We start from the raw sequence: 25,553 nt of genomic DNA on the forward strand, positions 1-25,553 counted from the left end.
GCATTCGATGATCCGCGCAACCAAGGTCCTGGGACAGCATCGCTGGACGGAAGCCGCAGCCGATACCGTCGTGCTCGATTTCGACGACCGGCACCGGCGGCGGATGGCGATGACCGGGACGCGCGGGCTCGAATTCCTGCTCGATCTCGAGAACGCGGTCGCCTTGCGCGGCGGCGATGCGCTGGTGCTGGAGGACGGCCGCCTCGTCGAGGTGGTCGCAGCCCCCGAGCCGCTCGCGGAAATCCGCGGCAGCGATCCGCATCATCTGATCCGGGTCGCCTGGCATCTCGGCAACCGCCATCTGCCGACGCAGATCATGCCGAAGGGCCTGCGCATCCGCAGGGACCACGTGATCGAGGCGATGGTGACGGGACTGGGAGCCCGCGTCATCGAGATCGAAGCCCCGTTCGATCCCGAAGGCGGCGCCTATGCCGAGCATGCGCATGCCGAGGCGCACGCGCACGCGCACGCTGATGCCGGCCATGATCATGCCCACAGCCATGCGCATGATCATGGTCACCACCACGATCACGGGCATCACCATGATGCCCACGACCACCATCATGATGAGCATTGCGATCATGCCCATCATCACCACGACCACTCCCATGCTCATGACCACAAATGAGCCTGATCCCGCCGCGTTGCGCGGCGGGATGGCGGAGGACGAGGCAGCCGCGCTGTACCGGCTGATGACGTGGCTGTCGCCGTCGTTTCCGGTCGGCGCGTTCGCCTATTCCAGCGGCATCGAGTGGGCGGTGGAGGCCGGCGACATCACCGATGCCGCGACGCTGCGCAGCTGGCTCGCGGCGATGCTCGCCGACGGCAGCGGGTTTTGCGACGCCGTGTTTCTCGCGCAGAGTTTTCGCGCGGCGTCCGAGCCTGATCCGGCCGGGCTGAAGGCGATCGCCGAACTCGCGGCCGCCTTCGTGCCCTCGCGCGAGCGGCAGCTCGAGACCACGACGCAGGGGCGCGCCTTCATCGAGATCGCCCGTGCCGTTTGGAATTCGCCCGGCCTCGACGCCAGGGTCGCGGCCTGCGACGGGCCGATCGTCTACCCGGTCGCGGTCGGCGTGGTCAGCGCTGCGCATGGCATCCGGCTGGCACCCTCGCTGCATGCCTTCCTGCATGCCGTGGTCTCCAACTGGATTTCCGCCGGCAGCCGGCTGATCCCGCTCGGGCAGACCGACAGCCAACGCGTGCTGGCCGATCTCGAGCCGGTCGTCACCGCGACCGCAGCGCGGGCCATTGCGGCCTCGCTCGACGATCTCGGCAGCGCGACGTTTCGGGCCGATCTCGCCAGCCTGCGTCACGAGACGCAATATACGAGGTTGTTTAGGTCATGAGGCGCAATCAAGCGACGATACGTCCGCATCCTCAGCCGTCGTCCCGGCGAAGGCCGGGACCCATAACCACAGGCTTCTGTGATTGTTCAATGCTGTGGCCTCAGCTTCGCGCAACAATTCAATTCGGTGGTTATGGGTCCCGGCCTTCGCCGGGACGACTAGGAAGGAGCATCTGACATGCCCACTTCTCATGGCCCGCTGCGCGTCGGGGTCGGCGGTCCGGTCGGCTCCGGCAAGACCGCGCTGATGGATCTGCTCTGCAAGTCGATGCGTGAGCGCTACGACATCGCCGCGATCACCAACGACATCTACACCAAATGGGATGCCGAATTTCTGGTGCGCTCCGGCTCGCTGACGGCCGACCGCATCGCGGGTGTCGAGACCGGCGGCTGCCCGCACACCGCGATCCGCGAGGACGCCTCGATGAACCTCGCCGCGGTCGCCGACATGCGGGCGAAATTCCCCGACCTCGATTTGGTGCTGATCGAATCCGGCGGCGACAATCTGGCCGCGACCTTCTCGCCGGAATTGGCTGACCTCACGATCTACGTCATCGACGTCGCCGCCGGCGACAAGATCCCCTCCAAGGGCGGCCCCGGCATCACGCGGTCCGACCTCTTGGTGATCAACAAGATCGACCTCGCGCCCCATGTCGGTGCCTCGCTCGAGAAGATGGATACCGACGCCAGGCGGATGCGCGGCGAGCGGCCGTTCGTGATGACCAATCTGAAGAAGAGCGACGGCCTCGACCGCATCATCAGCTTCATCGAGACCAAGGGCGGCCTGCGGCCGCAGGGTTCAGGCAAGGCGGGTTAGGCGTTAATCATTGTGGCGGGGCGAATGCTTATTCCGTCATCCCGAGGAGCGAGCTTTGCGGCGCAATTGCGCCGCAAGGCTCGCATCTCAGATCACGGGGTGGTCCATTGGCTGACCCGCGCCCGCCGCAAAAAAGCTGCGCAATCGCCGGAACAAATTCCAACTTTGACGATTAGCAACCTTTGGCGCCGCCAAAGACCGCCGGGTGGCGTCGTCGTTAATGTTGCCGACCGGCTCCTGTTGCGTACCGATGATCGCTATTCCATATTCCATTGCGGCTGGCGTTCATCGCACCCTGATTTGTCGCCGCTCCCGCAGAAGCCAGATGCCGACCGTCCCCTTTCGCCACCCCCTGATTGCCGAGTAAGCGTGTGGTTCGACTGGGCTTCATCGTTGCATTGATTGCGCTGATCGGAGTTCTGCTCTCCGGTCTTGCCGCCTATCGGGTGCACGATCAGGAGCTCGCGATCGACGGTATCGCGCTGGCGCGGGCGATCGACGTCCATGCCAGCCTGGTGCAGGACCGCCTGACCGAGCGCGAGTTGCTGGCGCGGGTGGCCTCGGGTCTGTTCCGGACGCCGTCGATGGTGAAGGCCAACATGCTGCAGCCGCTGCGCTCGGCGATCTACGCCTTCAAGACCGACTTCGTCGTCGCCGCCTGGATCGCGCGGCTGAAGCCGAACGAGCTGACCGCGGCCGAGGCCGAGCTGAAGGCCACCGGCTTCACCAACCCCTCGATCCGCGATTTCGACGACCAGGCGCTCGACCTCAAGGCGCTCGACAAGCCGATCAACGTGCTGATGGACGTCGAGCCGCGCAATCCGGAGACCCTGAGCATCCCGGGCCGCGCCTTCGATCGCCACTCGGTGGTCGGCCCGATGCTGGCCAAGGCGATGGAGAGTGCCAAGCCCGTGGCCTCGGACCCGGTGCCGCTGCTGCGGCAGAACGGCCCGGTCGGCGTCGTGCTCGCCGCGCCGGTGTTCCAGGAGGGCGCCTCCGAGCCGGCCGGCTTCATCACCTTTTCCTACGAGCTTTCGTCGCTGATGCTGACCAACGACGATTCCTCGCTGTTCGCGGTGGCGCTGAAGGATCCGCGCGATTCCAACGACGAGTTCACCGCCAACGAGCAGGGCATCGTCACCTCGCGCGCGGTGCGCCAGGACGGCCCGTCGCCGTCGATGGTGCGCACGGTGACGTTCGGCGGCCGTGACTGGTCGCTGGATTATTACGCCAAGAGCAACGCCACGGTGCGTGCGCAGCAGACCGCGACCATCGTCGCGGCGATCGGCCTCGCGCTGACCGGCATTGTCTGCGGCCTGTTCGGCTACGTCGCCTACAACAATTTGCGGCTCAGCCGCGAGATCGAGGTCCGGATCGGTTTCGAGCGGCGGCTGACCGCCGTGATCGACGAGCTCAACCATCGGGTCAAGAACATCCTCGCGGTGATCCAGTCGATCGTGACCCGCACGCTGCGGCATGGCGCCGATATCGACGTCGCGCGCGAACTGTTGATCGGGCGCATCCACGCGATGTCGAACGTCGTCACGCTGCTCAGCGAGAGCCAGTGGCAGGGCGTCAAGCTGAAGGGCCTGTTCGAGTCGCGCGCGATCCCGCACGCCGACCGGATCGCGGTGAACGGACCCGACATCACGGTCAGCGCGCGCGCCGCGCAATCGCTGTCATTGCTGTTCTTCGAGCTCGCCTCGCACTCCGACGAAGGGCTGTCGCTGGTCGGCAAGCATCCGCACATCGTCGCCAACTGGGAGGTCACGGGCGAGGATGCCGACGGGGTCTTCCACTTCCGCTGGGAGGAATTCAACACCAGCCAGGCGACGCGTCGCGCCGACAGCGATTTCGGCCTGATCCTGCTCGACCGCGTCGCGCCCGAGGCACTCGGCGGCACCGCAAAGCGCTACTTCACCGACGTCTCCTATGTCTATGAGCTGACCGCGCCGATGGACACCGTGGTCGACATGACCGAGCGCGACCGCACCGAGCAGTTCTCGGCGCCGCTCCGTCCGGTGAAGAAATAGCCGCAGCGCCGCCACAGGTTGTGTGGCTCCGTCGCTGCGCGGATTGATCGAAATCAGGCTTTTGGGAAGCGGCTCCGGTGTCATCCGTGACCGGCGGCCGGTCTCCGTAATAGACCGCAACCGATTGTTAATGCTTCGTTGAACATGCTTCGGCATATACCGAGCAGGATACCGTCTGAGGACCCCGATGAGGCTTTGGGTCAGCCTGACCTTGCTCGCGGCAGTTTTGCCCGTAGGGCTGTCGCTTGCCCTGACCCCGGCGGCGGCGCCCAAGGACAATGCCCAGGAGCCTGCCAAGGACCCTGCGACAATTCGTGCCAGCTATCGCCGTCCGGATGTGGTTCCGTTCCCGAGCACCAATCCCTATTCCGAGGCGAAATCCGCGCTCGGCCGGATGCTGTTCTTCGATCCGCTGCTGTCGCGGTCGAAGACGCACTCCTGCGCGAGCTGCCACAAGCCGAGCCTGTCCTGGGCCGACGGCCTGCCGCGCGCCATCGGCGAGGATCCGAAAGGCCTGCCGATCCGTTCGCCGACGCTGATCGACGTGGCCTTCTTCGAGCCGCTGGGATGGGACGGCAAGTTCAAGGATCTGGAATCCGTCGCGTTCGGGCCGATCCTGAGCCCGATGAACCTGAACATGACCGAGCCGGAATTGATCGCGCGCCTTGCCGCGATCCCGGGCTATGTCGATGCGTTTAACCATGCCTTCGGCGACGGCGCGATCACGCGGCCGCGGATCGAGCAGTCGCTGGCGACCTTCGAGCGCTCCATCGTCGCGGGCGAGGCGCCGTTCGACCGCTGGATCAAGGGCGACGAGAGTGCGATCAGCGCGTCCGCCAAGCAGGGCTTTGAGCTGTTCAACGGCAAGGGGCGCTGCTCGTCCTGTCACAGCGGCCCGTCGTTTTCCGACGGCTCGTTCCAGGATATCGGCACCGCCAAGGGCCACGACATCGGGCGCGGCCGCTTCTTCCCGACGTCGGCGAAGCTGAAATACGCGTTCAAGACCCCGACATTGCGCGACGTCGCGCGCCGCGCGCCTTACATGCACGACGGATCGGTCGCAACGCTGGAAGATGTCATCGAACTCTACAACAGGGGTGGGATCGAGCGGCCGAGCCGGTCGCCGGACATCAGGCCATTGTCGCTGACGACGGACGACAAGAAGGACCTGATCGCCTTCCTGCAAACCCTGACTGCCACGGCTCCGCCGGTGGCGGGGATTCCCAAATTGCCGCGCTGAGGCGCGAGGTTGCCCGGGACAGGGCTCGTCAGGCGAGGTGGGGCAGCGCGGCGCCCAACAGGCCAAGTCCGACCAGCAGGAACGCGCCGGCGCAGGTTTCGAGGGCCGCTGTGCGCGACGCCGACGATTTGGTCACGTAGGCGAGGGCCGACCCCACCCCGATACTCACGACGCTCAACGCTCCGAACATTTAACCGGCCTCCCGATCCGATTTGTCCGGGTTTCACTACGACAGTTGAATTGAGCTCCCGTGCCGGAATTAGCTAAAATTCGATGGAACCAGCTCGAAAGACTGCATCGGGACGCAGGCTGGGGCCCGCCCGATCACGATTAACCACAATGCAACCGAGAGCTGTCGCAGGCGGGCGCAAAGCGTAAAATTTGATATAAGTTAAACAAGTCCTTAAGTGTGTGTGGGCGGTTGGTTCAATGTTTAGTTGGCAGGGGCGAGATGCCGGTTCGGCTGTGCGCTCCTTTTTCGCCACGTGCCTTGCGGCGGTGTTGTTTTGCGTTGTGGCCGCGCGCAGTGCCGAGGCACATGTCAAATGGTTCTGCGCCTACGATGTCGCCGGGCAGCCGCGCGGACTCGAGAATGTGCTTTGCCTCGACTTTGAGCTGCTGCTCGGTATCGCCGTGTTCTGGCTGTTTGCGGGCAGCCTGATCGAGCCGACGTCGCTCGGCGATGCGACCATTCGCGTGCTGGACCGCATCACCGAGGGGCTACGGCTGCACACCGAGACGATGATGCGCGCCGTGGCCGCGTTCTTCTTCATCTCGATCTGGGCGGTGGGCGGCATCCTGCTGACGCCCGAGTTGAAGACGACCTCGCCGCTGGTCGGCGCGTTGCAGCTTGCGATCGCCGCCGGCATGCTGTCGCGGCGTACGCTGCCGCTGTCGGCGGTGGGGATGGCGATCCTGTTCGGCATCGGCGTCCGCGGCTACGGTGTCTTCCATCTCGCCGACTACCCGATTTTCCTCGGCGTTGCCGCCTATTTTGCGCTTATCGGGCTGAACAAGGATCTGTTCGGAATCCGGCCGATCGACGTGATGCGCTACGCCGCGGCGGTGACGCTGATGTGGGCCTCGATCGAAAAATGGGCCTATCCGGAATGGAGCTTCCCGCTCCTGATCGAGCATGCCTCGATGACGCTCGGCTTCGACAACGAGTTCTATATGCGCGCCGCCGGCATGGTCGAATTCACGCTCGCCTTTGCCTTGATCTGGACTCCACTGATCCGGCGCTGCGCCGCCGCGGTGCTGACCGGGATGTTCATCAGCGCCTGCTTCGAGTTCGGCAAGATCGACACGATCGGACACTCGGCGATCATCGCCGTGCTGCTCGCGATCGTCGCCGACAACAAGGTGTTGCCGCGCGATCGCCGCGCGCCGTGGCTGGCGCCGGTCGCGCTCTGCGCCGCGCTGTCGGTGACGTTGTTCGTCTACTATTTCGGCCACGCCGCGCTGTTCAAGACGACGATCCTGTAGATCGTCGCGCTATTTGGCGACGTGGACGGCAAGCTTCATCTTCGGATGAATGCCGCACAGCACGGTGTAGTCGCCGGGGGCCGTAAAGGCGACGTCGAACTTGCTGCCCGGCTGCTGGTCGCCCGAGTCGAAACTGAAGGTATCGCTGCTCAAATAAGCGTGATGCAGCAGCTCGCCGTCATCGTTAATGAATCGTAAAACCTCGCCGCGCTTGATCGAGATCTCCGCGGGCTTGAATTCACGATCCTTTTGCGAAATCACGTAGGGACCGGCACCCAGGGCGGCTCCGGCAAGCGCTCCCGTAACAATCGCCGCGGCAAATGGCACGCGTCCGAACCGGCCCAGGCGCAAGCCGCGCAACAAGCCTGACTGCATGAGACCCCCGCTTGAACCTCGACACCCGACATCGGCTACCCCGGGGGCAGATCGTGCCTCCCGGATTACCTGTAACGATGATTATCGCCAGCTGATCTTAACGATTTCAGCATCAGTTCCAGTCACTACTAATGCAATTTTGAGCAGACAGTCATTTTTCCGCAGCGCTGCGCGTTTCTGCGTGGCTTGAACATCGAGCACTACGGCGAAACGCGGGTATGGAAAGCCTATTAGGCAACCTCAGGGCGAAGAGCGGTGCAGCCATCCGGTTTGCAACCGGCCGCCTGTCGCGTCTTGCCCTGACCAAGGGTTCGATCCGCACCCAGATTCTGATTTTTTGCCTTGCGATGAGCGCAGTCGCGGTTGCGCTCGGCGGATACTCCATCCTTGGCATCCGCCATGCCGGCGATCTGGTGGCGAAGACGTTCGACGAATCCCTGATGTCGATCAACTACGCCCGCGCGGCCGGCGCCGACTTCGCCTCGATGCGGGTCGCCTCGTCGCAGCGCCTGCTGACCACGGATCCGGAGATCCGCGCCAATTTGGATAGCCAGATCGAGAAGCTCGCGAAGACGCTCTCGGAGGATCTGACGATCGCAGCCGACCGGTCGCAGTCGTCGCGGGCCGCGCAGGCCGCCGCCAAGGTGCAGGAAGCCGCCGACGCCTGGATGGCGCTGCACCGCCGCGCCGTCGGATCGCCGCTGGAGGGAGGCGCCGCGGCTGATCCGCAGGCACCGGGCGCCACGGTCGGCGACGTCGATCGCTACTCCAAGATCGTCAGCCAGCAGGTCGAGCTGCTGGTCAACTACACGGCCGGCGACGGCTTCCTGTTCAGGCAGAAGGCGCTCTCGACGATCAAGCGGGATCTGCAGCTCAACGTGGCCGGGCTGACCGTCGCGCTGTTCCTGTCGGCGCTGTTCTCGTGGCTATTGGCGCGCCGCATCATCGGACCCGTCGCCATCGCATCGCGGGCCGCGCGCAGCATCGCCGGTGGCGATCTCGACGCGACCGTGCCCAAGGGCGGCACCGACGAGCTCGGCACGCTGTTGACCGCCATGGAAACCATGCGCGACAACATCAGGCGGATGGTCGATCAGGAGGTATCGCAGCGCCGCTCCGCGCAGGCGCGGCTGTCCGATGCGCTTGAAACGTCGCGCGAAGGCGTCGTGCTGCTCGATGCGGACGGCCAGATCGCGCTGGCCAACTCGCGCGCCAGCGAATTCATCCGGCTCTCGCCGCAGCTGCTGCAGTCGGATCGGCTCGGCGCCCCGAGCCTGGCGCCGGCCGACGGCGACATCGACGGCTTCGCGAGCGAGGCGCAGCTTTCGGACGGCCGCTGGCTGCGCGTCAGCCGCAGCGAGACGCAGGAGGGCGGTGTCGTCCTGGTCTACAGCGACATCTCCGCGCTGAAGCAGCAGAAGGCCGAGCTGCACGAAACCAATCTGCGGCTCGATGCGGCGCTCACGCATATGTCGCAAGGTCTGTGCCTCTACAACAGCGAGGCGCGGCTGCAGGTCGCCAACCGCCGGTTCTGCGAGATATTCGATATCTCGCCGGAGCTCGTGGTTCCCGGCATGACCATGGAAGACGTGCTCGGGCTGAGCGTTGCCGCCGGCAATCACGGCGAGCGGACCGTCGCCGACCTGCTGGCGGAGCGCGAGCGGTCGATGGCGTTGAACGAGGGCGGCACTTATCTGCAGCATCTCAGCGATGGGCGGATCATTGCCATCGCGCAGCGGCCGACGACCGACGGCGGCTGGCTCGTGACCTGCGAGGACGTCACCGAACAGCAGCGCGCCGAGTCGCAGATCGCGTTCATGGCCCGGCACGACGCCTTGACCAAGCTGCCGAACCGGACGCTGCTCGCGGAGCGGATCGAGCTGGCGGTCGCCCAGGTTGGCCGCGGATCGGGCTTTGCGGTGTTCTGCCTCGACCTCGACAATTTCAAGCAGGTCAACGACACGCTCGGGCATCCGGTCGGCGACGAACTGCTGTGCGCGGTCGCGGACCGGCTCAACGCCTGCGTCCGCGAGATCGATACCGTCGCGCGTCTGGGCGGTGACGAGTTCGCCGTCATCCAGTGCGGCGTGCAGGCCGGCGACGAGGCCGAACGCCTCGCCCGCCGCATCGTGGAATGCGTCGGCGCCCCGTACGAGCTGAACGGGCATCGCGTCGTGGTCGGGTGCAGCGTCGGCATCTCGATGTCGCCGGGCGACGGCACCACCGGCGAGAAGCTCCTGAAGAACGCCGACGTCGCGCTGTACCGCGCCAAGATGGAAGGCCGCGGCACCTGGCGCTTCTTCGAGCCTGCGATGGACGCCAGCCTGCAGCGGCGCCGCGCGATCGAGCTCGATCTTCGCGAGGCGATGGCCAAGGACGAGTTCTCGCTGTACTACCAGCCGCTCTACGATCTCAATCTCGACCGCATCTGCGGCTTCGAGGCGCTGCTGCGCTGGCATCATCCGAAACGAGGCATGGTGCCGCCCGACCAGTTCATCCCGATTGCCGAAGAAATCGGGCTCATCATTCCGCTTGGGGAATGGGTGCTCAATCGAGCCTGCGAGCAGGCAGTCACCTGGCCCAGCGAGATGAAGCTCGCAGTCAACGTTTCCGCGGTCCAGTTTCGCGACGCCGACTTCATCGACGTCGTGGTCAATGCGCTCGCGGCGTCAAAATTGTCGCCGCGCCGGCTGGAGCTCGAGATCACCGAATCCGTTTTCCTCGCCAACAGCAGCGAGACGCTGGCAACGCTGCACAAGTTGAAGGCGCTGGGGCTGCGCGTTGCGCTGGACGATTTCGGTACCGGCTATTCCTCGCTGAGCTATCTGCGCAGTTTCCCGTTCGACAAGCTCAAGATCGACAAGTCCTTCGTGCGCGACGCCACCGCGACGCATGGATCGAAATCGATCGTCCGCGCCGTCATCAGCCTCGGCCGCAGCCTCGGCATGACCACGATCGCGGAGGGCATCGAGACCGTCGAGCAGCTGGATCACATGCGGGCCGAAGGCTGCAACGAGGCCCAGGGCTTCCTGTTCAGTCACCCGGTCCCGGTGACCGAGATCGCGGGCAAGATCCTCGAATTGAGGAACGGCTTCAAGCCGCCCGCCGTCAAGCAGGCGATGGCGGGCTAGCCTTTCGTCTTGACGCGTTTTCTTCACGCGGACCGGTGCCCGCTTCGCTCCAAAACGCTCTATCGCGTCTGGCGGTCGCGCGGACGTGATCTGCTCTTCCCCATCAAAAAGGCGGCCCGATCGGGCCGCCTTTTCGCATTCCAGGTTTGCCGTGCTCAGCCGCCATTGCCGCCGATCACGGCGCGCACGGTGTTGTCCGGGCCGAAATCCTCGGCGCTGTCGACATAGAGCAGCGCGGAGAGCTTCGATCGCGCGCGGTTGACGCGGCTCTTGATGGTGCCGACCGCGCAGCCGCAGATCGCCGCGGCATCCTCGTAGGAGAAGCCGGAGGCACCGACCAGGATCAGCGCCTCGCGCTGGTCCTGCGGCAGCTTTTCGAGCGCAGCGCGGAATTCCTCGAACTCCAGATGCGCCGCCTGCGACGGCTGGCTCTTCAGCGTCTTGGCATAGTTGCCCTCGGCGTCCTCGACCTCGCGCCGACGCTTCCGGTAGTCGGAACGAAACAGGTTGCGCAGGATCGTGAACAACCACGCGGGCAAGTTCGAGCCGGGTTGGAACGAGTCGATATTGGCGATCGCGCGCAGCAGGGTCTCCTGCACCAGATCGTCGGCGCGGTCACCATTACCGGACAGCGAGATCGCGAACGCGCGCAGGCTCGGGACCGACGCAAGGATATCGTCGCGAAGTTCATTCGTGAGAGGCATTAGTCCCCTCCATTGTTCTTGTCGGTATCGCCCCCGGCCACGGCCGCCGCGGCGGCCTCGGGCCCGTCGAGTTTGCGGATCAGCTCCGCAAAGCGGTCGGGCACCCCCTGCCGCACCACGTCGTCGTACATGGCGCGCAGCTGATGGCCGATCCTCGATTGAATCTCGGCGTTGAGACCGCCCTGCTTCTTTACTTCCTTCATGATGTGATCCACGCTTCCCCGGGAGTTAAGTCTCTGATTTCCAAGATGTTTCCTCGAAAAAAGAGGCTGGCCGCGTTGCCTCGTCGGTCAGGAGCTAATGCAAAGTTGCGCATAAAGTTCCGGAAGGCTGGAACTATTTCGTGGAACTTTTCCGGCTTTCGCGCGTAGTCGGGCATGCAGGGGAACCGGGGGCGCCCCGGAAACTGGATTCTCTAAACCGGATTCTGTCGTCCCCAGACACGGGTTTCAGGCCGAAAGGCCTCACGAACAAGGATGGAGTGGGAATGTCCCGATCGCAGATCGTTGCCGAACACCTTCCGCTGTTGCGTCGTTACGCTCGCGCACTGACCGGAAACCAGGCGTCGGGGGACGCCTATGTCGGGGCCATGCTCGAGGCCCTGTTGCAGGACGGCTCATTGCTGGATCAGACGCACGGTCCGCGCGCCGGGCTGTTTCGGCTGTTCACCCAGATCTGGAATTCGGTGTCGGTGAACAACAACGACAATGAAGACGTGGCGACGCTCTCGCTGCCGCCGGAGCGCCGGCTCTCCAACATCACGCCGCTGCCGCGCCAGGCCTTCCTGCTGCTGTCGCTGGAAGGCTTTTCGGAGGAGGAGGTCGGCTACATTCTCGGCACCGATGTCGCCGAGACGCGCAAGCTGACCGATGCCGCCGGCCGCGAGATGGCCGCCGAGATCGCCACCGATGTCCTGATCATCGAGGACGAGACCTTCATCGCGATGGACCTCGAGAGCCTGGTGAAGAATCTCGGCCACAACGTCATCGGCGTTGCGCGCACGCATTCCGATGCGGTGGCGCTCGCCAAGAACAAGAAGCCCGGCCTGATCCTCGCCGACATCCAGCTCGCCGACGGCTCGTCCGGCCTCGATGCAGTGAACGAGCTGCTGCGCACCTTCGAGGTGCCGGTGGTGTTCATCACCGCCTATCCGGAGCGCTTCCTGACCGGCGAGCGGCCGGAGCCGGCGTTCCTGATCTCGAAGCCGTTCCAGCCGGCGATGGTGTCGGCGGTGGCGAGCCAGGCGCTGTTCTTCCAGCGCAATTCGCGCAACCGCACGCCGCGCGCCGCGTCGGCATGATCTGAGTTTACGCAACAGGGCAAAGTGCAAGCCGGCGTACCGAAAGGTACGCCGGCTTTTTTTGAGCCGGTTTTTTTTGAGGAGGTCGATGCGACGCAAGCGGAGAGGCTCGCACGCGTAGGAACCGGAACTATCGGTGCGAGTTTGCCTTTGATTGTTCAGGCTTGGCGGGAGCCGTTGTGTCGAGATTGCAAACTCCGGCGACATTGCGTGGCGAGACCACCGAACGACTTTTCATCGGCAACAGCGAACTTGCCGCGCTCAGCAAGGATTTTGACTGGGCTGCCACGTCGATCGGACCACCTGAACGGTGGCCTGACAGCCTGAAGACGGCGGTTCGCATCATGCTGACGTCGCAACAGCCGATCTGGATCGGCTGGGGCGACGATCTGACGTTCCTCTACAACGATCCCTACAAATCGATCATCGGCGGCAAGCATCCGCGCGCGCTCGGCGAGCCGACCCGCGTGGTGTGGCGCGAGATCTGGGATGACATTGCACCGCTCCTCACCAAGGCGATGAGCGGGAGCGAGGGGACCTATGTCGAGGCCCAATTGCTGATCATGGAGCGCAACGGCTTCCCCGAAGAGACCTACTACACGTTCTCCTACAGCCCGATTCCCGATGCCGACGGTCTGCCCGCCGGAATCTTCTGCGCCAACACCGACGATACGCAGCGCGTCATCAGCGAACGGCAGCTCTCGCTCCTGCGCGAGCTTGCCAGCCGCGCCGCCGAGGCGCGAAGCGTCGGCGGGGCTTGCGAGCGCAGCGCCGCGGCGCTGGCGACCGATCCTCAGGATCTGCCCTTTGCGATGATCTATCTGATCGATCCGCAGGAGCAGGTTGCGCGGCTCGCTGCGACCAGCGGCATTGATCGGCATCATATCGGAGTGAAGCCGCAGCTGGCGCTCGACGGCAGCGAAGCGTGGCCGATCGCCGAGGCCCAGGCGGGCCGTGACGGCGTGCTGGTGCATGACCTGAAAACTCTGTTCGGTCTTGATTTTCCATCCGGCGGCTGGCGCCAGGCGCCGGACCAGGCTGTTGTCCTTCCGGTGCTTGCTGCCGGTGATGCGATCGCCGGCTTTCTGATCGCAGGCCTCAATCCATTCCGGCTCTACGACGAACGCTACATCAGCTTCCTCGGGTTGGTATCGGCGCAGATCGCCGCCGCAATCAACAATGCCCAGGCCTATGAGGATGAACGCCGCCGCGCCGAGGCGCTGGCCGAGATCGATCGCGCCAAGACCACCTTCTTCTCCAATGTCAGCCACGAATTCCGCACGCCGCTCACATTGATGCTGAGCCCGCTCGAGGAACTGATATCCAGGGCGGACGGTCATCTGCCGCAAGAGCAGCGTTCGCTGCTCGACATCGCACATCGCAACGGTCAGCGCCTGCTGAAGCTGGTCAACACGCTGCTGGATTTCGCGCGTATCGAGGCGGGTCGAAGTTCCGCCACATACGAGCCGGTCGACCTTGTGGCGCTGACGTCCGACCTCGCGTCGAGTTTTCGTTCGACTGTCGAAAAGGCCGGTTTGGGTCTTGTGATCGAGACCGAGCCACTCCCGGAGCCCGTCTATGTCGACCGCGACATGTGGGAGAAGATCGTCCTCAATTTGCTCTCGAACGCATTCAAGTTCACATTCGATGGAGAGATTGCGGTCTCCATCAAGGCCTCGCCGGACGGTGCTGCGGCCGAGATCGTCGTGGGTGACACGGGGACCGGCATTCCGGCGCCAGCGCTGCCGCACATATTCGACCGGTTTCAGCGCGTCGAGGGCGCGCGCGGCCGCTCCTTCGAGGGAAGCGGTATCGGCCTTGCGCTGGTACGCGAACTGGTGAAGCAGCATGGCGGGCAGATCCGCGTCGACAGCGAGATCGATCGCGGGACCAGCTTCATTATCGTGTTGCCGTTCGGAACGGAGCATCTTCCGGCCGAGCAGATCAGTGCGGGCAACGCGGCCGCATCGAGCAGTCTTCGTGCACAGGCCTATCTCGATGAGGCAATGGGATGGCTGCACGGCGGTGGCCCCGACGACCGACCCGATCCCTCGTCATCGGAGGATCTCGGTTTTGCAGCGCCTGCGGTTGCCGGACGGCGGCAACGCATCCTGCTCGCCGACGACAATTCCGACATGCGCGAATATGTGCGCCGCCTGCTCGCCCCGCTCTACGATGTCGAGGCGGTCGAAGATGGGCAGGCCGCGCTGGAGGCGGCCTGGCGGCAGCGGCCCGACCTCGTACTGAGCGACATCATGATGCCGCGCCTTGATGGCATCAGCCTCCTCAATGCGCTGCGCTCCGACCGGGATCTGAAAGGCCTGCCGGTCATCTTCCTGTCGGCACGCGCAGGTGAGGAGGCGAAGGTCGAGGGCCTGCAGATCGGCGCCGACGATTATCTCGTCAAGCCGTTCAGCGCGAGGGAGCTGCTGGCGCGCGTCGCCGCCAACCTTGAACTGTCTACCTCCCGGTCGGAGCGCGCCGTGCGGCTTGAAGAGGAGGCGCACGTCCTCGAGCTCTTGAACAAGGTCGGCAGTGCGGTTGCGGGCGAGCTCAATCTGGATCGTGCGGTTCAGATCGTCACCGATGCGGCGACCGAGTTGACCGGCGCATCCTTCGGTTCGTTCTTTTATAATGTGATCAACGACAGGGGCGAGAGCTACATGCTCTATGCCCTGTCTGGTGCGCCGCGCGAGGCGTTCTCGCGATACCCGATGCCGCGCAACACGGCGGTGTTCGCGCCGACCTTCAATGGCGAGGCGATCGTGCGGTCCGACGATATCCTGAAAGATCCCCGCTACGGCAAGAACGATCCGCATTACGGGATGCCGAAAGGGCATCTGCCGGTGCGCAGCTATCTCGCGGCGCCCGTCGTGTCGCGCTCCGGCGAAGTGCTGGGTGGCCTGTTCTTCGGTCATCCCGAGCCGGGCGTCTTCGGCGATCGTGCGGAGCAGCTGATCGCCGGTATCGCCGCGCAAGCGGCGACAGCGATCGACACCGCGCGGCTATTCCAGGCCGCCGAACGTGAGGTCGCCGAGCGGCGCCGCGCCGAAGCCGCGCTGCAAGCCCTCAACACGACCCTGGAGCAGCGGGTTGTGGAAGAGGTCCAGGAGCGGACCAAGGCCGAGGAGCAACTGCGACAGATCCAGAAGATGGAGGCCGTCGGCCAGTTGACCGGCGGCATCGCTCACGACTTCAACAACATGCTGGCGGTGATCATCGCCGGCCTCAATCTGATCCAGCGCAAGCTTGCGAAGGGCGAAACCGATGTCGAGCGTTTCGTCGAGGCCGCCGTCGATGGCGCGCAGCGCGCCGCGGGCCTCACCCAGCGCCTGCTTGCCTTCTCGCGTCAGCAGCCGCTCGCGCCGGTCACGCTTGACGGCAACAAGATGATATCAGGCATGGCCGAGTTGCTGGCGCGCACGCTTGGCGAGACCATCGGTCTTGAAACCGTGCTGGCGGCCGGCCTGTGGCGAGTTCGCGCCGATTCCGGCCAGCTCGAAAACGCCATCCTCAATCTCTGCGTCAACGCCCGCGATGCGATGCCGGGCGGCGGCAAGCTCACGCTCGAAACCGCCAACAGCTATGTCGACGAGATCGCGGCGAAGGCATATTCGATTCCGCCCGGCCAGTACGTCATGATCGCCGTGGCGGACAACGGCAGCGGGATGACCGAAGGGGTCATTGCCAAGGCGTTCGATCCCTTCTTCACCACCAAGGGGGTCGGCAAGGGAACTGGCCTCGGCCTCAGCCAGGTCTATGGCTTCGTGCGCCAGTCTGGTGGCCATGTGAAGATCTACTCGGAAATCGGGGTCGGTACGACCGTCAAGATCTATCTGCCGCGGTACCGCGGCGAAGCAGGCCCGGACCTTGTCAGGCGTGCGCCGATCGCCTCGTATCGCGGCCACAACAACGAGGTGCCTGGTGGTCGAGGATGAGGATCGTGTGCGGGGCGTTTCCGTCGAGGCACTCCGGGAACTCGGCTACACCGTGGTCAGTGCTGCCAATCCCCTCGAAGCCCTGCAGCTCCTCGACGGCGGGCTTTCGGTGGCGTTGCTGTTCACCGATGTGGTGATGCCCAGCATGTCGGGGCACGATCTCGCGGTACGGGCGCGCGAGCGCATCCCGGGCCTCAAGGGGCTCTACACCACCGGCTACACCCGCAATGCCATCGTCCACAACGGCATCCTCGACCCCGGCACCAATCTGCTGCCGAAGCCGTTTTCGATCGACGAATTGGCGACCAAGGTGCGCGAGGTCCTGGACGGGATCTAGCGGGTGGTCCGGCGCTTGCTCGAATCTATTTCCGTGTGACTCGGACCGGCATCGTGCTGAGCGCCCGCAGGCCCGAGCTGTCGCGGAACGCCGTGGGGCCTGCGATCTCGAACTGCTTCACGCGGGCCGCGAGCGCTGCGATCACGGCCTCGGCCTCCAGCCGCGCCACCATCTGGCCGACACAGCCGTGGATGCCGACGCCGAAGCCCATGTGGCCGGACAGCCGTCGCCTGACGTCGAACCGGTCGGCACGTTCCCACCGCGTCTCGTCGCGGTTGGCGGAAGCAAGCAGCAGCAGCACCTTCTCATGCTTGCCGATCCCGATGCCGGCGATCTCGGTGTCATGCGGCGTGGTGCGGAACACGAACGGCGCCGGTGAGTCGAACCGCAGCGTCTCGTCGAACGCGGCGCGCGACAGCGACGGATCGGCGGCGAGCAGCGACCATTGCTCGGGATGGCGCGCGAGCGTGTACAGCGCCATGCCGATCGCGCTGATCGTGGTGTCGAGCCCGGCCGAGAGCAGCGAGCGCACCAGCAATGGCGCTTCCTCCGCGCTGATCTCGCCGGCGTCGGCCGCTTCATAGACCTGCGCGCCGAAGCTGCCCGGGCGCAGCGCATCGCGCTGGCAGCGCGCCGCGACCCACGGCAACACGCGCGGCGCCTCTCGCATCAGATCGCGGAAATAGTCGTTCTCGGGCCCGAAGCCCGCGAACACCATCGCGCCATAGGTCAGGAAGTTCTCGCGGCCCTCCTGGTCGATGCCGAGCGCGTCGGGAAACACGCTGACTGGAAACACCTCCGCGATGTCCCTGATCGCGTCGAACGAGCCGCGCGCGACCAGTCCATCGACCAGCGTTGCGGCCTTCGCCTTGAAATCATCCGCGAGCCGCCGCATCGCGCCGGGCGAGAGGATCCGCGCCAGCACCGCGCGGGTCCGCGTGTGCAGCGGCGGATCGGCTTCGAGCACGATGCTCGGCGGCCGCCATGGCTTTTCCTTGAAGTGGTTGGCGAGGCCGGCGCCGCCGGCGTTGCTGAAATTGACATGGTCGCCGAAGATCGCCTTGACCTCGGCAAAGCGCGGCACCGCCCAGATGTCGTATCTGGTCAGGCGAACCACCGGCGCCGCGGCGCGCAGCTCCGCATAGGTGCCGTAGGGATCGGCCCGCGTCGCCGGGCTGAACGGATCGAAATCGCTGCGGACAATGTCGCCGGCAAGGGGGCTCGCATGCGCGCTCATGGCATCCTCCCGTCTTGTGATCAGTTAATTGACCATAGTCAATTAACTGATGTATGGCAAGGGCGCCCCGTTGCGATTCCATCGGAACGGAAAAGGCTCTAGGAGACGGCCAAGAGACGGCCAAGAGACGGTCAGGAGACGGCCAAGGGACGGCAATGTCGATCGAGGAGCGGGCCAGCAAGGGGGCGCGGCGCTTTCAGCGCAGGGCGCGCCAGGACGCCGACAAGGAGGCGCTGAAGGCGCTGATCCTCGCGACCGCGCGCAAGGAGTTCGCCGCCGGCACGCTCGAGACCGTCTCGATCCAGAAGATCGCCGACGCGATCGGCTACTCCAAGGGCACCGTCCTCAAATACTACCCGACCAAGCTGTTGCTGCTGCTCGCCGTGAAGCAGCAGAATCTCGAGGCGGTTGCCGAGCGGCTCGAACGGGTCCGCGCCCAGACCGCCGACAGCGAGCAGCGGCTGCGGCGCGTTATGGAGACCTATCTCGATTACTGGGCCGACAACCCCGATCACTTCCGTTCGCTGTTCTCGATGTCGGGCACGGTCGAGGACCGGCGGTTTCCCGACGGCGTCTATTTCGGCGAGACCGAGATCGCGCGCCGCAGCTACGAGCTGTTCGTGATCTCGGTGCGGGAATATCTCGCGGCGCATGGCGCCCAGCCAGCGCCGGGCCTGCCGCAGCGGCTGGCGACCGCGCTGCTTGCGGCAACCCATGGCGTGGTCGCGCTGACGCTCGGCACGCCGACCATGAAGCTGCCCGACATGCGCGGCACCGGGCGCCTCTTGATCGCAAGCCTGATCGATGCCTGGACCGGCAGGCTTGCCGTCGCACGGAAAAGCGAGAGTTGGCCAAGGATCACGATCGGGACCTTTGCCTGACAGGCGATGCGGCATGCACGCCGCGCTGTGGAATCGCGCGCCGCCGCCTGCTAAGCGCGGCCGATGGAACCGACGCAACGCGATCGAACGATCGGCTTTCTCTGCCTGGTGGTGACGGCGTTCGGCTGGGCCCTGAACTGGCCGCTGATGAAGCTGTTGCTGCAGCAATGGCCACCGCTGTTCGCCCGCGGCCTTGCCGGCACCTGCGCCGCGGTGATCCTGGGCAGCCTCGCGCTGGCCCGCGGGCAATCGCTTGCCGTTCCGCGCGAAGCTATCCCGCGGCTGCTGTTCGCCTCCTTCACCAATGTCTTCGCCTGGATGGGTTTCGGCACCATCGCGATGAAATTCGTCACGGTCGGCGAGGGCGCGCTGCTCGCCTACACGATGCCGATCTGGGCGATGCTGTTCGCCTGGCCGGTGCTGCACAGCCGACCGACATTGCGCGACCTTGCGGCGCTGGCGCTCGGCGTCGCCGGCGTCGCGCTGCTGCTTGGCGGAGGCGGCTTTGCGTTCAGCGCCGACAAGCTCACCGGCATCGCGCTGGCGCTCGCCTGCGCCATCCTGTTCGCGCTCGGCAACGTGCTGAATCGCAAGCCGCTGCCGATGCCGCCGCTCGCGGTGGTCGCCTGGCAGGTCGGCATCGGCTGTCTCGTGATGCTGCTGCTCGGCATCCTGTTCGAGCATCCGAACTATGCCGCGATCACGCCGTACGGCCTTGCCTGCTTCGCCTACATGACGCTGATGCCGATGGGGATCTGCTATCTCACCTGGTTCGAGACGCTGCGCCGCCTGCCGCCGACATCGGCATCAACGGGGATGCTGCTGGTGCCGGTGATCGGCGTGGTCTCGGCCGCGATCATCCTCGGCGAGCCCGTGGGGCTGCGCGAGATCGGCGCCATGGCGCTGACGCTCGGCGGCGTGACGCTGGCGCTGCAGCGGGGCTGAGCGGCGGCCGCAGGAACGGACCTTCGCAAGACACGTTCTCCCCAAAAGGGAGCTTGGTCATGCGCAAGGCGATCGCGCGGCTCGATGCCGAGCAGAAGGCGCAATTGCTTTATCTCGCGGATCTCGGCACGGCGATGTTCACGTCGGCGCTCGTGGTCTGCACCCTGAAGGCGGTCGTGGACCTCGTCGTCGGCGGCTGAGCCGCCACATCAGCGCCAATGCGCGCTACTCCTCTTGCGGCGCGTCCCCTTGGGTGTGCCCATCGGGCCCCCGGTTGAACACCCCATACTCGCTCGACTTCACCCCGGCGCCTCCGTCGATGCCGTTGCCGGCCAGGCCGAGCTTGAGCAACTCGCGAACCGCCGCGGCGCGGGTCGGCATCCGGTGCTTGAATCGGAAATCGTCGAGGGCAGCCAATTCCTCGGGAGACAACATGACTTGAAGACGTTCAGCGCGAAGCTCATTCATCGCAAACCGCCCAGAATTAGTTAGTTGAGTAATTTCCTCAACAAACCAAGTTGCGTTGGGTTCCACAGACTCAGATAAAAACGCCGATTGAGTAGATTAATCAAATAAAATCAATATGTTAGATAGAAATTTGGGGAACGATCCGCCGACCTCCCCGTTGTCTGACGGGAGTGATGTGATGCCATGACCAACCACGTCAAGCTGCCCCGAAAATTATCCGAGGAGCCGGAAGCCCCAACGCCGCGGCGTCCGAGCCATGCACAGGTCATCGATCAACTGGACCGCTGGGCCAATAGTCCCGGTCTGCAACCGCCAAGGATGAGTGATGGAGAGGATGATTCGGAAGCGGAAGCGATCTGAGCCCCACACCTTCGAGCAGCGCCTCGAGGAACACCGGGTACGGCTCGAGAGCCAGCTCGAGGAACTGCCGCGCGGCGCCAAGCGTGAACAGATCGCCGCGCGGATCGAGCAGCTGCGGACCGCGGTCGAGCTGAACGCGATGCTGTCGATGCACGAGTGACGACAACACCGGCGCGGCGGGACACCACTTGCTCCCGCCGCGCCGCTCGCCTACCATTCCCGCGTTGATGGGGATGGAGTCCCCCGATAACCGCCGCAAGGCTGATGACTCCTACCGGGCGCGACAGCGTCGGTAGGAGCATGCGCCACCGCCGATCCGCTGTGTGCCCCGCGAACGAGAAGGGGCAGAGCATGACGGGTCTTCCCGGGTCACTCTCAATCGCATTGTCGCTGGTCGGGTCGATCTGGCTCGTCGGTGTGGTCGCCCTGCTGGTCGACGCGCCGGGCGAGCTGGTCGCCGCGACCTTTGTGGTTGGGCTCGTGACAGGCATCGCCGAGTGGCGAGGCGGAAGGGTGAAGCATTGAACGTTCAGTTGTTGGCGGCGGTCGCGATCGGCGGCTCGCTGGGATCGGTCGCGCGCTATCTGGTGGCGATCGGCGCCGGGCGCCTGGTCGGCGCCGAATTTCCCTGGGGCACGCTGGTGATCAATATCGTCGGCTCGTTCCTGATCGGCGTGTTCGCGGAGTCCTTCGCGCTGAGCTGGAACGTCAGCCAGGCCGTGCGGGTGTTTCTCACCGTCGGCATCTGCGGCGGCTTCACCACCTTCTCGACCTTCTCGCTCGATGCCATCGTGCTGATGCAGCGGGGCGAGCTGTGGTCGGCCGGCGCCTATATCGCCGCCTCCGTCGTGCTTTCGATCCTGGCGCTGTTCGGCGGCCTGCTGCTGGTGCGGGCGTTCGCGGCCTAATGTTCAACGACACGCGCCCGTTTCCGTCATCCTGAGAGAATGTGAATGCATTCAGCGTCGTCCTGGCTTTCGCCAGGACGACGCTGAGGGGATGACGGGTCGATAGGCGCACCCCACGCTAATCGGTGGGATGGCGGCCAGTGCGCGGATTGATCGGCGAGGTCGGCCGCCGCCGCAGCGCTTCGGGCAGGAACGCCTCGCCGGGCTTCGGCGAGGCATCGGCGCGCACATCGGCAGCCCATTGCGCGCGTTCGTGCGCGGTCTGGTTGTCGTCGAAGGTCCGCTTGACGTCGACCCCGCCGACCGGGTCATTGACGCCGTTTCGGCTGGCCGGATGGTCGACGCCGTTGTGGATGTCGCTGGAATTGCCCATTGCTGCCTCCGCATTCGGTCCGGACCAACGTGGCCCGCGCGCGCGCCGTTCCAAAAAGCCGCGCTCCAAAAAAGTGCGAAAAAGTGAAGGCGTGGAGGTATCGTCTGCCGCCCGGAATCCTTGGCGCATGCGGGGCCAGCCGGTAGGATGGAACCCGGATGGCGATCAGGGATCCAGGGAAAGAGCGAGGGATGAAGCATGTCGACGTCGCGGTGATTGCTGCCACGCTGTGGCTGCTGGCGTCGATGGTGCTGGACATCCTGACGCCGAAGTCGATTACCGCGCTGATGATCGCTGCCGCGCTCGCCCCGCCGTTCCTGATCGGGATCGGCATCCATTTCGCGCGCGAATATTTCAAGGCCAAGCGGCGCAGCTATCCGCCGCCGCGGCTCGACGAACACTTCGAGAACTGAAGGGGGCGGGCGGCAGGGCTGCGGGAAGGCCGCACCTGCTGCATTGAACTGCGCGGATGGCTTGTTAAGCTTGGGCCATGACCGAGCATCTCCCCGATACGATCAGCCGCCTCTACACCGACCCCGGCGAATATGTCGACAGCGACCATCCCGCGGTCGAGGCGTTCGCCCGCGGCGCCGTCCCACCCGGCGCCGGCGCGCGCGACATCGCGAGCCGGCTCTACACCGCGGTGCGCGACGGCATCCGCTACAACCCCTATGTCAGCATGCGCTCGGCGGAGAGCTACCGGGCCTCCAGCGTGCTGGCCGCCGGCAACGGCTACTGCGTCGGCAAGGCAGCGCTCTATGCGGCTGCCTGCCGGGTCCACGGCATCCCGGCACGGGTCGGCTTCGCCGACGTCCGCAACCATCTCACCACCGAGAAGCTGCGCCAGAGCATGGGCTCGGACCTGTTCACCTGGCACGGCTTCACCGAAGTGTTCGTCGACGGTGCCTGGCGCAAGGCGACCCCGACCTTCAACGACACGCTGTGCGCCAAGCTCGGGGTCAAGCCGCTCGATTTCGACGGCCATTCCGATGCGCTGCTGCATCCCTTCGACGGCGCGGGGCGCGCCTACATGCAGTATGTCAACGACCACGGCTCCTATCACGACGTCCCCGCCAAATTCCTGATGCGCGAGATGGCGCGCGAATACGCCAACATGCAGGGCGAGGACATGTCCGGCCGCGACATGGAGCGGGAGGCAGCGGAGCAGTAGCGCGCAGCCTGAGAAGGGGGGCGGCGCCGACGCGAGCCGTCCTGGTCAATTGCGCGCCGGCCGAGGGGGTGTCATGGATGCGGAGCCGCCGAAGGCTCAGGTCGGCCGGCCGGCGCCGGGCTGGGAGGACGCGGTCGCGCTGACCGGGTTCATCCTGGTCGCGGTCGGCCAGGCCTCCAACCAGGTGCTGGCGCGCGGCCTTGCCGGCTCGGTGCCGCCGTTCTCGCTGGCCTTCTTCCGCTGGAGCATCATCGCCATTGGCCTCGCGCCGTTCGCGATCGCGGCTGTCAGGGACGGCAAGATCCCGCTGGCGCGGAATTTCTGGCCGATCCTCGCCGCGGGTTTTCTCGGCATGTTCCTGTGCGGCGGCCCGGTCTACATCGCGGGCATCACCACCACCGCGATCCACATCGCGCTGATCTTCGCGCTGTCGCCGATCATGGTGCTGTTGATCTCGGCCGCGCTCGGCATCGAGCATATCGGTCCGCTGCAATGGCTCGGCACCGCGCTGGCACTCGCCGGCGCGCTCCTGATCGTCTCCGGCGGCCATCTGGAAACCCTGACGCAATCCAGTGCGGCCTGGGGTGATCTGCTGGTGGTGTGCGCGATGCTCGGCTGGTCCGGCTACACGCTGGTGCAGTCCCGGGTCGCGCCCGGCGCCTCGCTGCTGGCGCGGGTCAGCCTGTTCTCGGCGGCCGGCGCGCTGTTCTCGCTGCCGCCGGCGCTGCAGGAAATGTGGGCGACGCCGGCTGCGGTGTTCAACACCAGGGCGTTCGAGGCCTATGTCTTCGCCGGCATCGTCCCGGGCCTGCTGGCCTATGCCGGTTTTGCCTGGCTCGGCGCCCGATTCGGCTCGGTGCGGACGTCGCTGGTGCTTTACGTCGCGCCGATCGCGAGCGCGCTGTTGTCCTGGATCATCCTCGGCGAGCCGCCGAAGCTGATCCACCTGGTCGGCGGCCTTTTGATCCTCGGCGGCGTCTGGGCGAGCCTGCGCAAATAGATCCGGTTCCTTCCCAGGTGCAACCTTTTCCGGCCTCGTGCGTTGAATCCAGCGTTGATTCAAGAAGTTAGTTGGAGGTCGTATGAATCTTACTCCCCAGCAGCGCAAGCTCCGCAACGAACAGCGTCAGCAAGACGCGTCGCAGGCGATGAAGGAGCACCTCGCCCACGAGAAGGCGTTCTACGACAATTTCCGGCGCCTCAAGGCCGAGCGGCAGGCGCGCGAAGCCGCGGAGTCACGCAAGGCGCGATCCGCTTCGAAATAAGCACCTGGAGCAAAGCCCATCCGGCTGGCCCGGATCTGACAGACCGAGAGGAGCGGAAGCTAACGGGGCGAGCGCGGCGCAAGCGGGCTCGCCCCGATGACGAGATGAAATCTCCAGGCTTATGGAGGACGTCAGATGTATTTTGCCGATCAGAAAACAGTCACCTGCAAATGCGGCGAGCCGTTGAGCGAGTTGATGCTCGTCGACGACCAGACCACCGGGATCAAGTTTCACGTCGGCCGTTGCCCGTCATGCCGTGAGGTGACGGTTGTTCGATCCCAGGACATGCCATCGAACGACAATGGCTGAAGCAGAGTGTTCGCTCGCCTGCGGGAGGACCGCTGCTTGCGTGTCTTGCTTTGATTGCGACGGGTGAGTGACAGGCCGGCTGACGCATCGGTCGCGGCAACCCCAAAACGACCGCCGAAAAAGAGCAGGGCGCGACCGGCATCACCACGGTCGCGCCCTACGTCGCCGGTCAATGGGGCAGGGGGAATAACCGGCTGTTGCAATGACTCGCAGACCCCCGGACTCGTTCCGTGCGCGTGAAAATAATTTCGTACACGGTTAAGTGATGGCCGGACGCGAGAACTCCACAGGTTTCGCTCGCGTTGTGTCCGTGATCGCCAACGGGAATTTCCATGGGGCGAGGGACATCACCATGTCAAAGATTCAAAAGGGAATTTTCGCTGCGCTGGCGCTCGGATTGACGCTGGGCGCGGTCCAGCTGGCATCCGGTCACGATCTCATTGGCGGTCAGCAGGTCACCACCGCATTGGCGCCGGAGAGCGCCGTCAATCGCGCCGCCAAGACCGATCGCGCCGCGGTGGCCGCGACCGGCCTGCCGAGCCGGACCGTCGCGCTGAAGCTCGATCAGCTTCCCGAGACCTCGGTCCTGGTTCGGGTTCCCGTGGCGCGGGAAGAGGCCCGCAATCATCCCGCATCGCCCGCCCGGGCGCGCCCCGGCGAAACCCGCAAGGTGGCCTGCGAGCCCGTGGTCAGCGTCCTGACCGAAGTCGCCAAGCTGCTGCAACCCGGCCGCTGCGTGACCTGAGCAGGCGCACTTTCACCAAGCAAACGCTGTCATCGCCCGGCCTGTGCGCAATTGCGCACATGGACCGGGCGATCCAGTACGCCGCGGCCCATCCGTATAATCACAACCGTCTCTGGAATACTGGATCACCCGCATGCCGGGCGATGACATGGTGGGGGCGGCTTGCACTTTGCCGGATAACCGCGA

Annotated in this window: 29 protein-coding genes and 1 riboswitch; of the genes, 22 read left to right on the forward strand and 7 right to left on the reverse strand. The window is 65.2% G+C overall.

Annotation, left to right across the window (positions count from 1 at the left end):
* The first annotated feature begins 7 nt into the window (after positions 1-7).
* From ureE to BRSPCE3_RS13070, 5 genes are all read left to right on the forward strand, one after another.
* Complete coding sequence (ureE, locus tag BRSPCE3_RS13050) at positions 8-628, forward strand: urease accessory protein UreE (protein WP_244066219.1); 621 nt, start codon at positions 8-10, stop codon at positions 626-628.
* Complete coding sequence (locus BRSPCE3_RS13055) at positions 609-1,346, forward strand: urease accessory protein UreF (protein ID WP_244066220.1); 738 nt, start codon at positions 609-611, stop codon at positions 1,344-1,346. The genes ureE and BRSPCE3_RS13055 overlap by 20 nt, the downstream gene beginning before the upstream one ends.
* A 177-nt stretch (positions 1,347-1,523) precedes the next feature.
* Entirely contained in the window at positions 1,524-2,162 is a 639-nt protein-coding gene (gene ureG / locus BRSPCE3_RS13060; protein WP_244066221.1) for an urease accessory protein UreG, read from the forward strand.
* Between the two features lie 371 nt (positions 2,163-2,533).
* Positions 2,534-4,195: an HWE histidine kinase domain-containing protein gene (locus BRSPCE3_RS13065; RefSeq protein ID WP_244066222.1), complete on the forward strand. Its 1,662-nt coding sequence runs from the start codon at positions 2,534-2,536 to the stop codon at positions 4,193-4,195.
* Positions 4,196-4,382: 187 nt separating this feature from the next.
* Positions 4,383-5,435 carry a cytochrome-c peroxidase gene (locus BRSPCE3_RS13070; RefSeq protein WP_244066223.1) on the forward strand — a complete coding sequence of 351 codons (1,053 nt, stop codon included), beginning with the start codon at positions 4,383-4,385 and terminating at the stop codon, positions 5,433-5,435.
* A 28-nt stretch (positions 5,436-5,463) separates the two neighbouring features.
* Here BRSPCE3_RS13070 and BRSPCE3_RS13075 read toward each other — a convergent pair whose 3' ends face one another.
* A complete protein-coding gene (locus tag BRSPCE3_RS13075; protein WP_244066224.1) occupies positions 5,464-5,625 on the reverse strand; it encodes a hypothetical protein in 162 nt (53 codons plus the stop codon).
* Positions 5,626-5,936: 311 nt separating this feature from the next.
* On the opposite strand from BRSPCE3_RS13075, the gene BRSPCE3_RS13080 reads away from it, so the two are divergent.
* On the forward strand, positions 5,937-6,920 hold the full coding sequence (locus BRSPCE3_RS13080; RefSeq protein ID WP_244066225.1) for a hypothetical protein: 984 nt from the start codon (positions 5,937-5,939) through the stop codon (positions 6,918-6,920).
* Positions 6,921-6,929: 9 nt separating this feature from the next.
* On the opposite strand, the gene BRSPCE3_RS13085 is transcribed toward BRSPCE3_RS13080, so the two are convergent.
* The gene (locus BRSPCE3_RS13085) at positions 6,930-7,295 is read right to left on the reverse strand and encodes a methylamine utilization protein (RefSeq protein WP_244066226.1); all 366 of its coding nucleotides are present in this window, start codon (positions 7,293-7,295) and stop codon (positions 6,930-6,932) included.
* A gap of 218 nt (positions 7,296-7,513) precedes the next feature.
* Between BRSPCE3_RS13085 and BRSPCE3_RS13090 the strand changes: the two genes are divergently transcribed.
* Entirely contained in the window at positions 7,514-10,426 is a 2,913-nt protein-coding gene (locus tag BRSPCE3_RS13090; protein ID WP_244066227.1) for an EAL domain-containing protein, read from the forward strand.
* A gap of 155 nt (positions 10,427-10,581) precedes the next feature.
* Here the strand turns inward: BRSPCE3_RS13090 and BRSPCE3_RS13095 are convergent, their stop codons facing one another.
* Both BRSPCE3_RS13095 and BRSPCE3_RS13100 read right to left on the reverse strand, forming a co-directional pair.
* The gene (locus BRSPCE3_RS13095; RefSeq protein ID WP_016847265.1) at positions 10,582-11,130 is read right to left on the reverse strand and encodes a sigma-70 family RNA polymerase sigma factor; all 549 of its coding nucleotides are present in this window, start codon (positions 11,128-11,130) and stop codon (positions 10,582-10,584) included.
* Positions 11,130-11,333: a NepR family anti-sigma factor gene (locus BRSPCE3_RS13100; RefSeq protein WP_018269610.1), complete on the reverse strand. Its 204-nt coding sequence runs from the start codon at positions 11,331-11,333 to the stop codon at positions 11,130-11,132. The genes BRSPCE3_RS13095 and BRSPCE3_RS13100 overlap by 1 nt, the downstream gene beginning before the upstream one ends.
* Positions 11,334-11,617: 284 nt before the next feature.
* Between BRSPCE3_RS13100 and BRSPCE3_RS13105 the strand changes: the two genes are divergently transcribed.
* The 3 genes from BRSPCE3_RS13105 to BRSPCE3_RS13115 all read left to right on the forward strand — a co-directional run bounded on the left by BRSPCE3_RS13105 (position 11,618) and on the right by BRSPCE3_RS13115 (position 16,705).
* A complete protein-coding gene (locus tag BRSPCE3_RS13105) occupies positions 11,618-12,430 on the forward strand; it encodes a response regulator (protein WP_050405410.1) in 813 nt (270 codons plus the stop codon).
* A 179-nt stretch (positions 12,431-12,609) separates the two neighbouring features.
* Complete coding sequence (locus tag BRSPCE3_RS13110) at positions 12,610-16,368, forward strand: ATP-binding protein (protein WP_244066229.1); 3,759 nt, start codon at positions 12,610-12,612, stop codon at positions 16,366-16,368.
* A gap of 7 nt (positions 16,369-16,375) precedes the next feature.
* Entirely contained in the window at positions 16,376-16,705 is a 330-nt protein-coding gene (locus BRSPCE3_RS13115) for a response regulator (protein WP_244066231.1), read from the forward strand.
* 25 nt (positions 16,706-16,730) lie between these two features.
* Here the strand turns inward: BRSPCE3_RS13115 and BRSPCE3_RS13120 are convergent, their stop codons facing one another.
* Positions 16,731-17,942 (reverse strand): cytochrome P450, encoded by a 1,212-nt coding sequence (locus BRSPCE3_RS13120; RefSeq protein WP_244066232.1) that lies wholly within the window; start codon positions 17,940-17,942, stop codon positions 16,731-16,733.
* Between the two features lie 155 nt (positions 17,943-18,097).
* Here BRSPCE3_RS13120 and BRSPCE3_RS13125 point away from each other — a divergent pair, with 155 nt between their 5' ends.
* The 3 genes from BRSPCE3_RS13125 (at position 18,098) to BRSPCE3_RS13135 (ending at position 19,968) form a co-directional block, all read left to right on the forward strand.
* Complete coding sequence (locus BRSPCE3_RS13125; protein WP_244066234.1) at positions 18,098-18,823, forward strand: TetR/AcrR family transcriptional regulator; 726 nt, start codon at positions 18,098-18,100, stop codon at positions 18,821-18,823.
* Positions 18,824-18,886: 63 nt separating this feature from the next.
* Positions 18,887-19,768: a DMT family transporter gene (locus BRSPCE3_RS13130; protein WP_244066236.1), complete on the forward strand. Its 882-nt coding sequence runs from the start codon at positions 18,887-18,889 to the stop codon at positions 19,766-19,768.
* Positions 19,769-19,827: 59 nt separating this feature from the next.
* A complete protein-coding gene (locus tag BRSPCE3_RS13135) occupies positions 19,828-19,968 on the forward strand; it encodes a hypothetical protein (protein WP_244066237.1) in 141 nt (46 codons plus the stop codon).
* 25 nt (positions 19,969-19,993) lie between these two features.
* Here the strand turns inward: BRSPCE3_RS13135 and BRSPCE3_RS13140 are convergent, their stop codons facing one another.
* The gene (locus BRSPCE3_RS13140; RefSeq protein ID WP_029077723.1) at positions 19,994-20,236 is read right to left on the reverse strand and encodes a hypothetical protein; all 243 of its coding nucleotides are present in this window, start codon (positions 20,234-20,236) and stop codon (positions 19,994-19,996) included.
* A 325-nt stretch (positions 20,237-20,561) separates the two neighbouring features.
* On the opposite strand from BRSPCE3_RS13140, the gene BRSPCE3_RS13145 reads away from it, so the two are divergent.
* The 3 genes from BRSPCE3_RS13145 (at position 20,562) to crcB (ending at position 21,504) form a co-directional block, all read left to right on the forward strand.
* On the forward strand, positions 20,562-20,756 hold the full coding sequence (locus tag BRSPCE3_RS13145; protein ID WP_244066239.1) for a hypothetical protein: 195 nt from the start codon (positions 20,562-20,564) through the stop codon (positions 20,754-20,756).
* Between the two features lie 60 nt (positions 20,757-20,816).
* Positions 20,817-20,877, forward strand: a riboswitch (Fluoride riboswitch).
* Positions 20,878-20,947: 70 nt separating this feature from the next.
* Positions 20,948-21,121, forward strand: coding sequence for a hypothetical protein (locus tag BRSPCE3_RS13150; protein ID WP_244066241.1), 174 nt, complete (start codon positions 20,948-20,950; stop codon positions 21,119-21,121).
* Entirely contained in the window at positions 21,118-21,504 is a 387-nt protein-coding gene (gene crcB, locus BRSPCE3_RS13155; RefSeq protein ID WP_244066242.1) for a fluoride efflux transporter CrcB, read from the forward strand. The genes BRSPCE3_RS13150 and crcB overlap by 4 nt, the downstream gene beginning before the upstream one ends.
* A gap of 118 nt (positions 21,505-21,622) precedes the next feature.
* Here crcB and BRSPCE3_RS13160 read toward each other — a convergent pair whose 3' ends face one another.
* Complete coding sequence (locus BRSPCE3_RS13160) at positions 21,623-21,877, reverse strand: hypothetical protein (RefSeq protein ID WP_244066243.1); 255 nt, start codon at positions 21,875-21,877, stop codon at positions 21,623-21,625.
* Positions 21,878-22,068: 191 nt separating this feature from the next.
* Between BRSPCE3_RS13160 and BRSPCE3_RS13165 the strand changes: the two genes are divergently transcribed.
* The 6 genes from BRSPCE3_RS13165 (at position 22,069) to BRSPCE3_RS13190 (ending at position 25,367) form a co-directional block, all read left to right on the forward strand.
* Positions 22,069-22,290, forward strand: coding sequence for a hypothetical protein (locus tag BRSPCE3_RS13165; RefSeq protein ID WP_097673775.1), 222 nt, complete (start codon positions 22,069-22,071; stop codon positions 22,288-22,290).
* 77 nt (positions 22,291-22,367) lie between these two features.
* Positions 22,368-23,048, forward strand: a complete 681-nt coding sequence (locus BRSPCE3_RS13170) for a transglutaminase family protein (RefSeq protein WP_244066244.1) — start codon at positions 22,368-22,370, stop codon at positions 23,046-23,048.
* Positions 23,049-23,121: 73 nt separating this feature from the next.
* A complete protein-coding gene (locus tag BRSPCE3_RS13175) occupies positions 23,122-24,048 on the forward strand; it encodes a DMT family transporter (protein WP_244066245.1) in 927 nt (308 codons plus the stop codon).
* 82 nt (positions 24,049-24,130) lie between these two features.
* The gene (locus BRSPCE3_RS13180) at positions 24,131-24,313 is read left to right on the forward strand and encodes a hypothetical protein (protein WP_244066246.1); all 183 of its coding nucleotides are present in this window, start codon (positions 24,131-24,133) and stop codon (positions 24,311-24,313) included.
* Positions 24,314-24,448: 135 nt separating this feature from the next.
* Positions 24,449-24,622, forward strand: coding sequence for a hypothetical protein (locus tag BRSPCE3_RS13185; RefSeq protein ID WP_244066247.1), 174 nt, complete (start codon positions 24,449-24,451; stop codon positions 24,620-24,622).
* Between the two features lie 352 nt (positions 24,623-24,974).
* Entirely contained in the window at positions 24,975-25,367 is a 393-nt protein-coding gene (locus tag BRSPCE3_RS13190) for a hypothetical protein (RefSeq protein WP_244066248.1), read from the forward strand.
* Positions 25,368-25,553: the final 186 nt, after the last annotated feature.

Source organism: Bradyrhizobium sp. Ce-3 (assembly GCF_022835695.1).
Classification (GTDB): Bacteria; Pseudomonadota; Alphaproteobacteria; order Rhizobiales; family Xanthobacteraceae; genus Bradyrhizobium.

Coding starts and splice junctions, on each gene's coding strand:
- ureE (WP_244066219.1), top strand. CDS start 8: ATGATCCGCGCAACCAAGGTCCTGGGACAGCATCGCTGGACGGAAGCC.
- BRSPCE3_RS13055 (WP_244066220.1), top strand. CDS start 609: ATGCTCATGACCACAAATGAGCCTGATCCCGCCGCGTTGCGCGGCGGG.
- ureG (WP_244066221.1), top strand. CDS start 1,524: ATGCCCACTTCTCATGGCCCGCTGCGCGTCGGGGTCGGCGGTCCGGTC.
- BRSPCE3_RS13070 (WP_244066223.1), top strand. CDS start 4,383: ATGAGGCTTTGGGTCAGCCTGACCTTGCTCGCGGCAGTTTTGCCCGTA.
- BRSPCE3_RS13075 (WP_244066224.1), bottom strand. CDS start 5,625: ATGTTCGGAGCGTTGAGCGTCGTGAGTATCGGGGTGGGGTCGGCCCTC.
- BRSPCE3_RS13085 (WP_244066226.1), bottom strand. CDS start 7,295: ATGCAGTCAGGCTTGTTGCGCGGCTTGCGCCTGGGCCGGTTCGGACGC.
- BRSPCE3_RS13090 (WP_244066227.1), top strand. CDS start 7,514: ATGGAAAGCCTATTAGGCAACCTCAGGGCGAAGAGCGGTGCAGCCATC.
- BRSPCE3_RS13095 (WP_016847265.1), bottom strand. CDS start 11,130: ATGCCTCTCACGAATGAACTTCGCGACGATATCCTTGCGTCGGTCCCG.
- BRSPCE3_RS13100 (WP_018269610.1), bottom strand. CDS start 11,333: ATGAAGGAAGTAAAGAAGCAGGGCGGTCTCAACGCCGAGATTCAATCG.
- BRSPCE3_RS13105 (WP_050405410.1), top strand. CDS start 11,618: ATGTCCCGATCGCAGATCGTTGCCGAACACCTTCCGCTGTTGCGTCGT.
- BRSPCE3_RS13120 (WP_244066232.1), bottom strand. CDS start 17,942: ATGAGCGCGCATGCGAGCCCCCTTGCCGGCGACATTGTCCGCAGCGAT.
- BRSPCE3_RS13125 (WP_244066234.1), top strand. CDS start 18,098: ATGTCGATCGAGGAGCGGGCCAGCAAGGGGGCGCGGCGCTTTCAGCGC.
- BRSPCE3_RS13130 (WP_244066236.1), top strand. CDS start 18,887: ATGGAACCGACGCAACGCGATCGAACGATCGGCTTTCTCTGCCTGGTG.
- BRSPCE3_RS13135 (WP_244066237.1), top strand. CDS start 19,828: ATGCGCAAGGCGATCGCGCGGCTCGATGCCGAGCAGAAGGCGCAATTG.
- BRSPCE3_RS13140 (WP_029077723.1), bottom strand. CDS start 20,236: ATGAATGAGCTTCGCGCTGAACGTCTTCAAGTCATGTTGTCTCCCGAG.
- BRSPCE3_RS13145 (WP_244066239.1), top strand. CDS start 20,562: ATGGAGAGGATGATTCGGAAGCGGAAGCGATCTGAGCCCCACACCTTC.
- BRSPCE3_RS13150 (WP_244066241.1), top strand. CDS start 20,948: ATGACGGGTCTTCCCGGGTCACTCTCAATCGCATTGTCGCTGGTCGGG.
- BRSPCE3_RS13160 (WP_244066243.1), bottom strand. CDS start 21,877: ATGGGCAATTCCAGCGACATCCACAACGGCGTCGACCATCCGGCCAGC.
- BRSPCE3_RS13165 (WP_097673775.1), top strand. CDS start 22,069: ATGAAGCATGTCGACGTCGCGGTGATTGCTGCCACGCTGTGGCTGCTG.
- BRSPCE3_RS13170 (WP_244066244.1), top strand. CDS start 22,368: ATGACCGAGCATCTCCCCGATACGATCAGCCGCCTCTACACCGACCCC.
- BRSPCE3_RS13175 (WP_244066245.1), top strand. CDS start 23,122: ATGGATGCGGAGCCGCCGAAGGCTCAGGTCGGCCGGCCGGCGCCGGGC.
- BRSPCE3_RS13180 (WP_244066246.1), top strand. CDS start 24,131: ATGAATCTTACTCCCCAGCAGCGCAAGCTCCGCAACGAACAGCGTCAG.
- BRSPCE3_RS13185 (WP_244066247.1), top strand. CDS start 24,449: ATGTATTTTGCCGATCAGAAAACAGTCACCTGCAAATGCGGCGAGCCG.
- BRSPCE3_RS13190 (WP_244066248.1), top strand. CDS start 24,975: ATGTCAAAGATTCAAAAGGGAATTTTCGCTGCGCTGGCGCTCGGATTG.